Here is a 12,967-nt window from a genome sequence, read left to right as displayed (position 1 = left end):
GCCGATCTGGTGGGGATCAGGTCGTGAGCCCGCCGGCGGCGAGGAGCATGCGAGTCGGTAGTTGTCGCGGTTGCGGTAGCCGCGGGCGAGGCGGCGGTGGAGCTCGATGAGTCCGTTCACGGCCTCGGTGGGTCCGTTGTTCGCGCGGCCGGTCGTGAAGTAGGCCAGGAACGCGTCCCGCCATCGGCGCAGGGTCCGCCCGAGGCGCGCGACCTCGGGGATCGGGCAGGTGTGGAAGGTGGCCAGGACCTTCTCGGCCCGGCGCCTGCCCTCGGCCAGGTCCGAGGTTCGGTAGGCGGCTCGCAGGTCCTGGGCGCACTGCCAGGCGAGGAACACTTCCTCGTGGGCTTCGTTCGCTTCGATCGCGCGGGTCAGGCGCGCCCACTGGTTGTCGGTGAGGTTCTCGGCCCCGGCGCGCAGGATGGTCTGGATGCCCAGCAGCGGGTCGCCCTTGCGGCCCCGGTGCCCGGTGGTGTCCTGCTGGACCCGGCGGCGGACCTCGTCGACCACGGCGGTGCCGAGCTTGACCACGTGGAACGCGTCCAGGACCGCGACCGTGTCGGCGAGCTGGTCGTCGATCGCGGCCTTGTAGCCGCCGAACGGGTCCAACGCCGCGACACCGATGCCTGCCCGGAAGTCTGCGCCGCGTGCCTCGAGCCAGTCGGCGTAGGCCTTCTTCGAGCGGCCCGGCACCAGATCCAGCAGCCGGGCACGCACCTTGCCCTGCTCGTCGCGGGTCAGGTCGACCATCCCGGTCAGCTCCTTGGGCCCCTTCGTGCGCAGGTCGCCGTGGTGCCACACGTGCTCGTCCACGCCCAGGGACGTGACCCCGGCGAAGCGGGACTCGTCCCCGGCGAGGCGCTCGAGCTCGGGACGCACGGCCCGCCAAAGCGCCCACCAGGACACCGCCAGCCTGCGGGCCAGGCCGGCGATCGTGGCGTGCTCGCGGCGCAGCTGCCCGATCGCCCACGCCACCGCCCGGGTCGTGATCGAACCCCTCGCAGCAACCAGGACCGGGACATGTTCGGCGAACGACCCACGCCCACAGGCGGCCTCGGGGCAGCGCCAGAACCGTTGCCGCCACACCACTCGCACCCGGGCATCACCGTGCGGCACGTCGTGCAGAACGCGCCTGCGCCGTCCCCGGCTCGGGGCCACGACCCCGCAGTCCGGGCAACCCATCAGCTGCCACGGCGTGGACACCGTCACCGTCATCGACGCGTCGGTCCGCTCGACCGACTCCACATGCAACCCGGACAGCCCGAGCAGCACGTCACAACGGTCACAAGGATCAGTAGTAATGGGCGCGCCAGCGCACCCCGTAGCGTTGGACAACGTCGAGGTCCTCGAAACAGGTCAGGTTGCTTGGTCGCTCCTGATCATCGGGGACCTCGACCCCTACACCCAGCCCGTCACCCGGCCCGCGTCACTCCCCACCGGATCGACGAAGAGCCGTTTTAGGGTGACGGCCCGGCCTGGAGGACCTTGGAGGCGCGACTACAAACTGCGTAGCCAGGCGAGGCAGGCGCACAGGATGACGGCGGCGCGGTAGGTGATGGCGAGCTTGTCGTAGCGGGTCGCCAGGCCGCGCCATTGCTTGGCCAGGGCGAAGGAGCGTTCGACGACGTTGCGGCCTTTGTAGGTCTCGGTGTCGAGGCTGGGAGGTCGTCCTCCGGTGGGCCCCTTGCGTTTGCGGGCGGCGATCTCGTCCTTCTTCTGCGGGATGACGGCCCGGATACCGCGCCGTGACAGCTCGCGCCGGTTGACCCCGGTGGAGTAGGCGCGGTCGGCGACCACGGCGTCGGGGCGGGTGCGCGGGCGACCCGGACCGAGGCGTGGGACGCGGATGTCGGCCAGGACCTCGGTCAGCATCGCGCCGTCGTTGCGCTGCCCGCCGGTGACCACGACCGCAAGGGGGAGCCCGTTGCCGTCGACCGCGGCGTGGATCTTCGTGGTCAGCCCACCACGGGACCGCCCGATGCCGTGACCTGCGGGTTCACGTTCCCCGCCGAGCGGACTCGCAACGAACCCCGCCGGAAGTTTCGTGTAATTCGCCCTCGCCCCCTGTGTCCTGGTCCGGGCGGGTCGTGTTCGTCGCGTGCTGGTGCGCGCGGTTGATCGTGGCGTCCACCGAGACCGTCCAGGCGATCTTGCCCTCGACGTCGGCCTGCGCGAGCAACGCCGCGAGGACCTTGTCCCAGGTGCCGTCCTGGGCGTAGCGGCGGTGCCGCTTCCACGCCGTCTTCCACGGCCCGAACTCCTCACGCGGCAGGTCCCGCCACGCGATCCCGGTCCGGTACCGGTAGACGATCCCCTCGACCACGCGGCGGTCGTTGCGGAACGGGTGACCACGACGGCCCTCGTTCGAAGGCAGTAACGGAGCCACCCGTTCCCACTGGGCATCAGTCAACGACTCGAACCGCGACGAACTCACCGGCCGATCCTGCCGCGCGCCTCACCAGAACAATGGGAGACACGCCCTAGCGTGGGAGCGTGCGCGACGCAGCGACCGGCGACGAACCCGGCAACCACCCCGGCAACGAGCCCTCCCGGGCATCGACGACGGACGACCGGCACGAGACACCCACCGAGCGCATGGACCGCAACTGGTCCGAGCTGCTCCAGGAGCTCCGCGTCACCCAGACCGGTTCCCAGGTCCTCACCGGCTTCCTGCTCACCGTGCCCTTCCAGCAACGGTTCACCGAGCTCGAACCGCTCGAGGTCGACGTCTACCTGCTGCTCGTCCTGCTGTCCGTCCTGTCGACAGGGCTCCTGGTCGCCCCCGTGAGCCTGCACCGCTTCATGTTCCGACGGCACCTCAAGGCCGAGACCGTCACCCTCGGGCACCGCCTCGCACGGACCGGCCTCGCCGTGCTCGGCCTGACGATCGTCGGCACCGTGTACTTCCTGTTCGACGTCGTCGTCGGCCGCGCGGCGGGAGCGGCGGCTGGCGGCTGCGTCCTCGCGGTGCTGGCCGTGCTCTGGGTCGTCGTGCCGTGGCTCGCCGCACGCCAGGCTCCCGTGCGCCGCGACGACGAGTCCTGACCCCGGGCCGACACCCCGGTGCCGGCCCCGGGCGCCGGAGCGGCACTCGCTGGTGTCCGGGCGGGGCAGACGTCGTCCCGCTCAGGCGGACGTCCTGGCGTCCGTCGTGCCGTCAGGGCCACCGGCCGAGGCGGGGAGCAGCGGGTGGGCCGCGATCGCGGCCGCGAGCTCACCCTCGATCCGGTCGAGGTAGACGCCCGTCGTGGCGATGGACGCGTGCCCGAGGAGCTCGGCGACGACCTTGACGTCCCATCCGTGCGCGACGAGCAGCGTCGCGGTGGTGTGCCGCAGCGCGTGCGGGGTGGCGCCGCGGCGCAGGTTCGCCGGGACGCGCGCCATCGCCCGGTTGAGCAGGGCGCGGACGGTCTGGGGGTCGACGCGGCGGCCGCGCCACGACAGGAGCAGCGCGCGTTCGGCGTCCGGCCCGGTACCGCGGGCGGCGAGGCGGGGACGCAGGTCGGTCAGGTACTCGTCGAGCGCGGCCTCCAGGGGAGCGGACAGGCTGACGGTCCGCACCACGCCCCCCTTGCCGCGGATCCGCCAGCGGGCGGCGCCGGGCTCGCGGACGACGTCTGCCAGGTCGGCGCGGGCGAGCTCGGAGACGCGGGGTCCGACGACGAGGAGCAGCGCCAGGACGAGGCGGTCGCGGGCTGCGAGGTCCTGGTCAGGGCGCGCGGCGGGCGCGGGGTCGGCCGCCAGGAGGGCGCGCGCGGTGGACTGCGTGAGGGCCGTGCGCTCGACCCGCAGCCCGTCGCGGTCGCGGGCCGGGGGAGCGGCCCACTGGAACGGGTTGGCCTGGACCCAGGCCTGTCGGGTGGCGTGCGCGAAGAACCGTGAGACGGACTGGCGGAACCGGTTGACGCTCGCGGTCGCCTTGCCCGGGCCGCCCTCCTTGCGCGCGGCGTCGCGGTACCGACCGTCGGGGGCGGTCTGGTAGCGCACCAAGAGGTCGTCGACGTCCTCGCCCTCGATGTCGTCGAGAACGGTGGCCGGCCCCGCCAGGCGCGCGAACTCGCGCAGGTCGCGGTGGTAGGTGTCGCGCGTGGTGCGGGCGAGGATGCCACGCACCGTCTCGGAGTCGACGGTCGCGAGGTATCGGCGCACGGCCTCGCCGACCTCGATGCGGTCGACCGGGGGAGGGGAGGCCACCTTCTCGTCGTCCTTCCTGTTCGGTGCAGCGGGGTGCGGGATGCTCGTCACGGGGCCGTGACCAGCGGGAACATGCCGCCGCACGGCTCACGCCAGCGGCCGCTCCCGTCTCTGCAGACTAGGGGGAGGTGCCGACAGGGAGGCGGACGTCGCTGACCTCGGCGCAGATCGGACAAACCATTCTGTTGTGCTAGACAACATTGTTTCCGGCGGAAGCCCGTCGTGCCCGCGACAGCGCCCGACGGAGCCTGGTCGATGTCGGACGCCCGGCCTACCGTGGAGCCGGACGCGCACCGCGGCGTGTCCGTCCCACCGGACGTCCCGTCACACCGGAACCAGGGGAGCACCTGATGACCACGCTGGAGAACCGCACGGGCACTGCGCTCGTCGTCGTCGACATGCAGAAGGGGGTCCTGTCCGACGCGTACGAGCGCGACGCCGTCGTCGCCAACGTCGCGGCGTGCGTCGAGAAGGCCCGTGCGCAGGGCGTGCCCGTCGTCTGGGTGCAGCATTCGGACGACGAGAACCTGCCGCGCGGCAGCGAGGCCTGGGAGTACGTCGACGAGCTCCGGCGCGCGGACGACGAGGCGCTCGTCCACAAACGGTACGCGGACGCGTTCGAGGAGACGGACCTGGAGGACCGGCTCGCGGGGCTCTCGGCAGGGCGACTCGTCGTGGCGGGCGCCCAGACGGACGAGTGCATCCGAGGCACGCTGCACGGCGCCGTGGTGCGCGGGTACGACGCGACGCTCGTGTCGGACGCGCACACCACGGAGGATCTCAGCGAATGGGGCGCTCCGACGCCGGACCTGGTGATCGCGCACACCAACCTGTACTGGCAGTTCCACAAGGCGCCGGGTCGGACGGCGGGCGTCGTGACGACCGAGGAGCTCGATTTCGCGGCGTCGTGACGTGCGCGCCGGGCCAGCCGTCGACCGTGGGCCGACGCGACCGGTCGGGGAGCCTTCTCGGCAGTGCGAACGCGCCGCTCTTCGACGCGTAATGACATAACGTACCTTATCGGCGCACCAGAGATCCTGCTGGATCACCGCCGCTCAGGGCGAGGCGTCGGGCGCCATGCTCGAGACCCCGGACTCGCTGCGGCGCGAGCTGACGACCGGGACGCGGCTCGCTCTCGCACACGCCGACGGCAGCGCGGTCGCGATGCTCAAGCACCACGCCGGCGCGCGCGCCGCGGAGACCCGCAACATCGCGATCTACGAGCACCTGGGCATGGCGATCGTCGGTCGTGAGAACCGCCGGAGCCTGACGGGCGCCGTCATCCCCGTCGTTCTCCTGCGCACGGTCTGGAGCGACACGAGGCACCGCTCCCCTGGCCGCCGACCTCGTCGTCGAACGCGTGTTCGATGACGTCGCTCACGCGCCGACGTACCGGGCCAGGTGCTCACCCGTCAGCGTCGACCGTGCGGCGACGAGGTCGGCGGGGGTGCCTTCGAAGACCACCTGTCCCCCGTCGTGCCCGGCGCCCGGGCCGAGGTCGATGATCCAGTCCGCGTGGGCCATCACGGCCTGGTGGTGCTCGATCACGACGACCGACCGGCCGGAGTCGACGATCCGGTCGAGCAGGCCGAGGAGCTGGTCGACGTCGGCAAGGTGCAGTCCCGTGGTGGGTTCGTCGAGCACGAACACGTCGCCCTTCTCGCCGAGGTGGATCGCGAGCTTGAGGCGCTGGCGCTCGCCACCGGACAGCGTGGTGAGCGGCTGGCCGAGCCGGACGTAGCCGAGACCGACGTCCACGAGCCGTTCGAGCACCTTGTGGGCGGCGGGCAGGTGCGCCTCTCCCCCGCCGAAGAACTTCTCGGCGTCGGTCACCGACATCTCGAGGACCTCGCTGATGTCCTTGCCGCCGAGGGTGTACTCGAGGACCTCCGCCTGGAAGCGTCTGCCTTCGCAGACCTCGCAGGTGGTCGCGACCCCCGCCATGACGGCGAGGTCGCTGTACACGACGCCGACGCCCTTGCAGGCCGGGCACGCGCCCTCCGAGTTGGCGCTGAACAGTGCCGGCTTCACGCCGTTCTGCTTCGCGAACGCCTTGCGGATCGGCTCCAGCATGCCGGTGTACGTGGCGGGGTTGCTGCGGCGGGAGCCGCGGATCGGCGTCTGGTCGACGACGACCGCGCCGTCGCGGCCGGCCACGGACTCCTGCACCAGGGAGCTCTTGCCCGACCCTGCGACGCCCGTGAGCGCGACCAGCACCCCCAGGGGCACGTCGACGTCCACGTCGCGCAGGTTGTGGCTGCTGGCGCCGCGCACCGCGACGGACCCGGTCGCGGCCCGGACCGCGTCCTTGAGGCGGGCGCGGTCGTCGAGGTGGCGCCCGGTCACGGTGCCGCTGGCCCGCAGGCCGGCGACCGTGCCCTCGAACACGACCTCGCCGCCGGCGCTTCCCGCTCCCGGGCCGAGGTCGACGACGTGGTCGGCGATCTCGATCGTCTCGGGCTTGTGCTCCACGACGAGCACGGTGTTGCCCTTGTCGCGCAGCTGGAGGAGCAGCTCGTTCATGCGCTGGATGTCGTGCGGGTGGAGCCCGATGGTGGGCTCGTCGAACACGTAGGTGACGTCGGTCAGCGGTGAGCCGAGGTGCCGGATCATCTTGGTCCGCTGCGCCTCACCCCCCGACAGCGTGCCCGCGGACCGGTCCAGCGAGAGGTACCCGAGCCCGATGTCGACGAACGACTCGAGCGTGTCCCGGAGAGATCCCAGCAGCGGAGCCATCGACGGCTCGTCGATCTCACCGACCCACCGGGCGAGGTCGCTGATCTGCATCGCGCACGCGTCGGCGATGCTCACCCCGGCGATCTTCGACGAGCGGGCGCCCTCGTTGAGGCGGGTGCCGTCGCACTCGGGGCACGTCTGGAACGTGATGACCCGCTCGACGAACGCCCGCACGTGTGGCTGCATCGCGTCGACGTCCTTCGACAGCATCGACTTCTGGATCTTGGGGATCACGCCCTCGTAGGTGACGTTGATGCCCTCGACCTTGATGCGCGTCGGCTCCTTGTACAGGAGCGCGTCGAGCTCCCGTTTCGTGAACGACCCGACGGGCTTGTCCGCGTCGAAGAACCCGCAGCCGCGGAAGATGCGCCCGTACCAGCCGTCCATCGAGTAGCCGGGGATCGTCAGGGCGCCCTCGTTGAGGGACCTGCTCGCGTCGTACAGCTCCGTGAGGTCGAAGTCCTGCACCGACCCGGTGCCCTCGCACCGCGGGCACATGCCTCCCGTGACGCTGAAGGCGCGGCGCTCCTTGGTGGTCCGGCCGCCCTTCTCCATCGTGACGGCGCCTGCACCGGACACGGAGGCGACGTTGAAGCTGAAGGCCTGCGGCGACCCGACGTGCGGTTGCCCGAGCCTGCTGAACAGGATGCGCAGCATGGCGTTGGCGTCCGTCGCGGTGCCCACGGTGGAGCGCGGGTTGCCGCCCATGCGCTCCTGGTCGACCGTGATCGCGGTGGTCAGCCCGTCGAGGAGGTCGACGTCCGGGCGGGCCATGGACGGCATGAAGCCCTGGACGAAGCTGGGGTACGTCTCGTTGATCAGCCGCTGCGACTCGGCGGCGACCGTCCCGAACACGAGCGAGCTCTTCCCCGAGCCCGAGAGCCCGGTGAACACCGTGAGGCGTCGCTTCGGAAGGTCCACGCTCACGTCACGCAGGTTGTTGACGCGTGCGCCGACGACGCGGATCCGGTCGTGGCTGTCGGCAGCCGCAGACGACGGGGTCGCAGGTGCGGACTCGGGATCGGGGATGGTGCGGGTCATCGGTCTCCGTCGGTCGATGGTCCGGTCGGCCCGGTCGGCGTGTCCTCGGCCCGGTGCGGTCGACAGCCTGTCACCCGGTATCGTAGAACGGCCCCCGGGACGTCTGCGGACCTCGCCGGCCCCGGAGCCCCCTTCACCAGACCTTCACTCTGACAGGTGTGCCGGCTGGAACACTGATACAACGTTACGCGTTGGTATCGAACAGAAGGCGACCGTCGGGCGTGCCCTCGCCCGCCGCCAGAACACCCGTACCACTCCCCCGTCTACCCCTGGAGGACATGACATGGCAGACCGTTCGCTGCGCGGGATGAGCATCGGTTCGAAGAGCATGGAGTCCGACGAGGGCGTGGACTTCGCGCCGCGGTTCCAGGCCCACTACGACTGCCCCAACGGGCACACGATCATCCTGCCGTTCTCGGTCGAGGCCGAGGTGCCGGCGACGTGGGAGTGCCGGTGCGGCGAGGAGGCGCTGCTGCGCGACGCCGAGCGTCCTGAGGCGAAGGCCACCAAGCCGCAGCGCACCCACTGGGACATGCTGCTGGAGCGTCGCACCATCAAGGAGCTCGAGGAGCTCCTCGACGAGCGCCTCGAGCTGCTGCGCGCAGGCAAGCTGCGCCGCTCCGCCTGACACCTGCGGCCCGCGAGAACCGCGGGCGTACGTGACGACGAAGGGCCCCGACCGCGACGGTCGGGGCCCTTCGTCGTGCGTGGTGCCGCGTCAGGACACGTCGGCGGGGGCTTCAGCAGACTTCCCGGCAGACTTCTTGAGGAGGCCCCTGACCTGCTCGGTGCGGTGCTGCGCGCCCCACACGGCGACCTTGACGAACGCCTCGCGGATGATCGAGCCGCTCATCTTCGACTCCCCCACCTCGCGCTCGACGAACGTGATCGGCACCTCGACGAGGTGCCCGCCGCCCCGGATGATCCGCCACGTCATGTCGACCTGGAACGAGTAGCCGCGCGAGTCGATCGCGTCGAGGTCGAGCGCCGCGATGATCTTGGTGCGGTACGCGCGGAAGCCGCCGGTCGCGTCGTGGATCGGCATGCCGATCGCGAGCCGCGCGTAGACGTTCGCACCGCGGGACAGCACCTCACGGTTCCAGGGCCAGTTCACGACCCGCCCGCCCGGGATCCAGCGCGACCCGACGACGCCGTCCACGGCCGGGTCGTCCAGCGCGGCGAGCAGCCGCGGCAGGTCCTCGGGGCGGTGCGACCCGTCGGCGTCCATCTCGACCACGACGTCGTAGCCGCGGTCGATCGCCCACCGGAAACCGGCGATGTACGCGGTGCCGAGGCCGAGCTTGCCGGTGCGGTGCAGCACGTGGACGGCGTCGTCCTCGGCTGCCCAGGCGTCCGCGATGTCGCCCGTGCCGTCGGGGCTGCCGTCGTCGACGACGAGCCAGTCGGCGGACGGTACGGCAGCCCGCAGGCGCTCGTACGCGACGGGAAGGGACTCCCGCTCGTTGTAGGTCGGGGTCACGACCAGGACGCGTGTCACGATGGCTGCCTCTCCGCGGCGCGCGTTCGGCGCCGTGCCAAAGCCCCGATCATGCCACCCAGGACCACGACGACGCCAAGTCCGAGGGTTGCGACCGTCGGCCAGTCCCCCGCCCGCACCGCCGGGGTGACGGACGTCCGCAGCGGGAGCGTCGCGACCATCTGCGCGGGGACGAACAGGCCGGTCTGCTGCTGGACGACGCCCGACGGGGTGATGACGGCGCTCACGCCGACCGTCGAGACCTGCACGGTGGCGCGTCCCGTCTCCATCGCGCGGAAGCGCGACATGGCGAGCTGCTGGGTCGACTCGGGCCGGTACCCGAAGGACGCGTTGTTCGTCTGGACGACGAGCATCTCGGCGCCGTGGTCGACGGACTGCTGCACGATCGAGTCGTAGGCGATCTCGAAGCAGATGACGTCACCGAGGACGACGTCGCGCCCGAGCCGCTCCGACGGCAGGGTGATGACCGCCGGGTCGTGCCCGGCGAGCATGTCGGTCTGCACCTCGTCGACGGACTTGGAGAACTTCCGCACGAAGTCGCGCAGGGGGATGTACTCGCCGAACGGCACCGGGTGCTGCTTGGCGTACCGGTCGATGACGCCCTGCCCGGGCGCCCACAGCAGCCCGACGTTGTAGCGCCCGCCTGTCGCGGGGTACTCCTGCGCCCCGACGAGGATGGGCGCGCCGACGTCCGTCGCAGCCCGGTCGACGGCGGCGCCGACCGCCGCGTCGGCCTGCGGGTCGTAGTCCGACCCGTTCTCGGGCCACAGCACGACGTCGAGGTCGCCCTGGTCGACCTGGTCCAGCAGGGCCTCCGTCCCGGCGAGGTGGTTGCGCAGGACCTCGCCGGCGTTCTCGAACGCGTCCGCGCCCGGCTTCGACACGTCGCCCTGCACGGCGCCGACCTTCAGGGTTCCGTCCTGTGCGGCGACGTCCAGGTCGACGGCGAGCGGGGCGACGAACAGCGCGGCGGCCACGAGCACGGCGACCGACAGGCCGATGAGGCGCAGGCGGACGGCGCGCACCATCCCGAGCCCGACGAGCGTGCCGATGACGGCGGTGACGAGCGAGACGAGGACGGTGCCGCCGACGGGTGCGAGCCGGGACAGCGGCGCGTCGACCTGGGAGAACGCGAGGCGACCCCACGGGAAGCCGCCCCACGGCCAGCCCGACCGCAGCGCCTCGACCGCGGTGAACAGCACGGGGAACGCGACCACGTCCCACCACCCGCACCGCGCGAGCGGGCGCCAGCCACGTGCGATCGTCCACGCGACCGCGAAGCCGGCCAGGAGCACGGCCTCCGAGACGCTCAGCGCCAGCCACGCGACCGTGCCGGCGGCGAACTGCGACCACGTCAGGTGCAGCAGGAAGAAGCTGAGCCCGAACACGAGGCCCATGAGCGCGTTCCACACGATCCCGCGGCGCAGCAGCGCGACGTACAGGAGGCCGACGCCCACGTAGGCCATGGCCCACAGGTTCGCGTCGGGGAACGCCAGGAAGAGCGAGAGCCCGCCGCCCGCTGCGGCCAGCAAAGAGACGAGCCGGGACGGGATGGGTCGGTCGCGCACGGGTGAAGGCTACGGCACCCACCAGGGAGAGAAGCCGACCCGCGCGTCCTTCGTGCCGTACCCCGACGCCACGCACGGGGCACGTTTTCTACTGAACGCGCGGGCCGACCCGTCGGATCACTCCGAGGACCGAGGGGCGGACGTGGTGGTCGTGGCATCCCCCCAGGGCCCGGAGGCCAGCTCACCGGTCGAACCTAGCGCGGACGGCCTCGAACCTCAAGACGGGACCGGTGCGTGAGCTCCCGCCGCGACGGTCAGCGGGACGGGTCAGCCGAGCTCGTCGTGCAGGACGACGCCGTCGCGCACGGTCTGCAGGCAGTGCGGCGGCTCGAGGTCCGGGCTGAGGTCCGGCAGCAGGGGCGTGCCGGCACGCGCCTCCGCGCTCCAGGACGACAGCCCGCGCGGCGCCGCCTGCACGGTCAGGTGCTCGGCACGCCAGACCGCGAGGTGCGCCGGCGCGCCCACCCGGAGCTGCCCGACACCGTCGTGGCCGGACAGGCGCCACCCGCCGCGGGTGTGCGCGTTGAACGCCGCGCGTGCCGACACCCGCTGCTCGACCTGCGGGTGGTTCGTGGCGGCGCGCACCGCCCCCCAGGGGTCGAGCGGCGTGACGGGGCTGTCCGACCCGAGGGCGACGGGCACGCCCGCCGACACGAGGTCCGCGAGCGGGCTCAGGGCGGCCGCCCGCAGCGGTCCCACGCGCTCCGCGTACATCCCGGCGTCTCCGCCCCACGCGCCCACGAACGCCGGCTGCACGCTCAGCGAGATCCCGAACACGAGCAGCTCGGCCAGAGCGCGCGCGTCCACGAACAGCGCGTGCTCGAGCCGGTGCCGGACTCCCGTGACCGCGGCCGCGCCGTGCACCTCGGCGACGATCTCGAGACCCAGCAGGAACTCGTCCATGGCCCGGTCGCCGATGACGTGGAACCCACCGCCCACCCCGGCGGCCGCGACCGCCACCAGGTGCGCGCAGATCTGCTCCGCCGTGAGGTACAACGAGCCCGTCCCGCGCGCGGGGTCGTCCGCGTACGGGGAGCGGAGCGCCGCCGTGCGCGAGCCGAACGACCCGTCGACGTTGAGGTCCCCGCCGATGCCCGCGAGACCCGGCACGGTCGCCAGGAGGTGACGGGCGTCGTCCGCGTCCGCGCACAGCTCGCCCCGGTACCCCACGACGAGCGGCAGCCCCGAGTCCGCGCGGGCGGTCGACGCGACGAGCTCGGCGAGCCCCTCGCGGGTGTCGAGCGACGGGGCGCTCATCTCGTGCACCGCGACGACGCCGCGCCGCGCCGCCTCCTCGAGGACCGCTCGGTACAGAGCGGTCCGGCGCGCCGGCGACACCTCACGCGCCGCGTCCCGCGCCCGGTGGTGCGCGTCACGCAGCACGTGCCCGTCCTCGGACCACCCGTCGAGGGACCGCAGACCGAACCTCTCGGCGAGCGTGGTCGTCACGACGGCCGAGTGCACGTCCGCGCGCGCCGCGTACACGGGCGCACCGTCGCACGCCGCGTCCAGCTCGTCGCGCGTGAACCGGCGCCCCTCCGGCCACCGGGTCTCGTCCCAGCCGTGCGCCGAGAGCACCTCGCCCGACGCGGCATCGAGCCGCTTCGCCGCCCCGGCCAGCCGGTCCAGGGCCTCCGTCAGGGACCGCACCCCCGCCGTGGGCGACAGGTCGACGCCCGTCCCCGCGAACGCCGTCTCGAGGACGTGCACGTGCGAGTCGACGAACGCGGGCGTCACGAGCGCGCCGTCGAGGTCGACCACCCGGTCGGCACGGGACGCGAAGCCCGCCGCGGTGTCGTCGGCGCCCAGCCACGCCACGACCCCGTCGTCGACGAGAAGGGCCTCCGCGAACGGGTCCGCCGGACTGTGGACCACACCGCCGCGATACAGGATCGAAGTCACCCCTGGACAGTAGGCCACCGCGACCACG

The 12,967-nt window shown here is 72.3% G+C and carries 10 protein-coding genes and 1 pseudogene; 4 read left to right on the top strand and 7 right to left on the bottom strand.

Translation table 11 applies throughout. The annotated features are described in order from the left end of the window. Positions 1-16: 16 nt before the first annotated feature. Both CLV34_RS13670 and CLV34_RS13665 read right to left on the bottom strand, forming a co-directional pair. Positions 17-1,335 (bottom strand): annotated as a pseudogene (locus tag CLV34_RS13670) (ISL3 family transposase). Between the two features lie 162 nt (positions 1,336-1,497). After that, a protein-coding gene (locus CLV34_RS13665; protein WP_100350871.1) for an IS5 family transposase occupies positions 1,498-2,434 on the bottom strand; the annotation gives its coding sequence in 2 pieces (ribosomal slippage) (positions 1,498-2,064 and positions 2,066-2,434; 936 coding nt in all). 59 nt (positions 2,435-2,493) lie between these two features. Between CLV34_RS13665 and CLV34_RS13660 the strand changes: the two genes are divergently transcribed. Further along, complete coding sequence (locus tag CLV34_RS13660) at positions 2,494-3,045, top strand: DUF6328 family protein (RefSeq protein WP_245859236.1); 552 nt, start codon at positions 2,494-2,496, stop codon at positions 3,043-3,045. 81 nt (positions 3,046-3,126) lie between these two features. On the opposite strand, the gene CLV34_RS13655 is transcribed toward CLV34_RS13660, so the two are convergent. Continuing rightward, on the bottom strand, positions 3,127-4,194 hold the full coding sequence (locus CLV34_RS13655) for a tyrosine-type recombinase/integrase (RefSeq protein WP_100351013.1): 1,068 nt from the start codon (positions 4,192-4,194) through the stop codon (positions 3,127-3,129). A 350-nt stretch (positions 4,195-4,544) separates the two neighbouring features. Between CLV34_RS13655 and CLV34_RS13650 the strand changes: the two genes are divergently transcribed. Continuing rightward, a complete protein-coding gene (locus CLV34_RS13650) occupies positions 4,545-5,105 on the top strand; it encodes an isochorismatase family protein (protein WP_100350870.1) in 561 nt (186 codons plus the stop codon). A 166-nt stretch (positions 5,106-5,271) separates the two neighbouring features. After that, positions 5,272-5,565: a hypothetical protein gene (locus tag CLV34_RS13645; protein ID WP_100350869.1), complete on the top strand. Its 294-nt coding sequence runs from the start codon at positions 5,272-5,274 to the stop codon at positions 5,563-5,565. A 6-nt stretch (positions 5,566-5,571) separates the two neighbouring features. Here CLV34_RS13645 and CLV34_RS13640 read toward each other — a convergent pair whose 3' ends face one another. Then, complete coding sequence (locus CLV34_RS13640) at positions 5,572-7,971, bottom strand: ATP-binding cassette domain-containing protein (protein WP_100350868.1); 2,400 nt, start codon at positions 7,969-7,971, stop codon at positions 5,572-5,574. A 283-nt stretch (positions 7,972-8,254) separates the two neighbouring features. Between CLV34_RS13640 and CLV34_RS13635 the strand changes: the two genes are divergently transcribed. After that, positions 8,255-8,599 (top strand): RNA polymerase-binding protein RbpA, encoded by a 345-nt coding sequence (locus CLV34_RS13635; protein WP_100350867.1) that lies wholly within the window; start codon positions 8,255-8,257, stop codon positions 8,597-8,599. A 90-nt stretch (positions 8,600-8,689) separates the two neighbouring features. Here the strand turns inward: CLV34_RS13635 and CLV34_RS13630 are convergent, their stop codons facing one another. The 3 genes from CLV34_RS13630 to CLV34_RS13620 form a co-directional block, all read right to left on the bottom strand. Next, the gene (locus CLV34_RS13630) at positions 8,690-9,469 is read right to left on the bottom strand and encodes a polyprenol monophosphomannose synthase (RefSeq protein ID WP_425436245.1); all 780 of its coding nucleotides are present in this window, start codon (positions 9,467-9,469) and stop codon (positions 8,690-8,692) included. After that, positions 9,466-11,037: an apolipoprotein N-acyltransferase gene (gene lnt, locus CLV34_RS13625; protein ID WP_100350865.1), complete on the bottom strand. Its 1,572-nt coding sequence runs from the start codon at positions 11,035-11,037 to the stop codon at positions 9,466-9,468. Before lnt ends, CLV34_RS13630 begins: the two co-directional genes overlap by 4 nt. A gap of 267 nt (positions 11,038-11,304) precedes the next feature. Next, positions 11,305-12,939, bottom strand: coding sequence for an amidohydrolase (locus tag CLV34_RS13620; RefSeq protein ID WP_100350864.1), 1,635 nt, complete (start codon positions 12,937-12,939; stop codon positions 11,305-11,307). Positions 12,940-12,967: the final 28 nt, after the last annotated feature.

Origin of the sequence: Luteimicrobium subarcticum (assembly GCF_002798015.1) — a bacterium.
GTDB classification, from domain to species: Bacteria; Actinomycetota; Actinomycetes; order Actinomycetales; family Cellulomonadaceae; genus Luteimicrobium; species Luteimicrobium subarcticum.
Note: the sequence above shows the minus strand (reverse complement) of the source record. Positions and strands in the feature narration are given on the sequence as shown.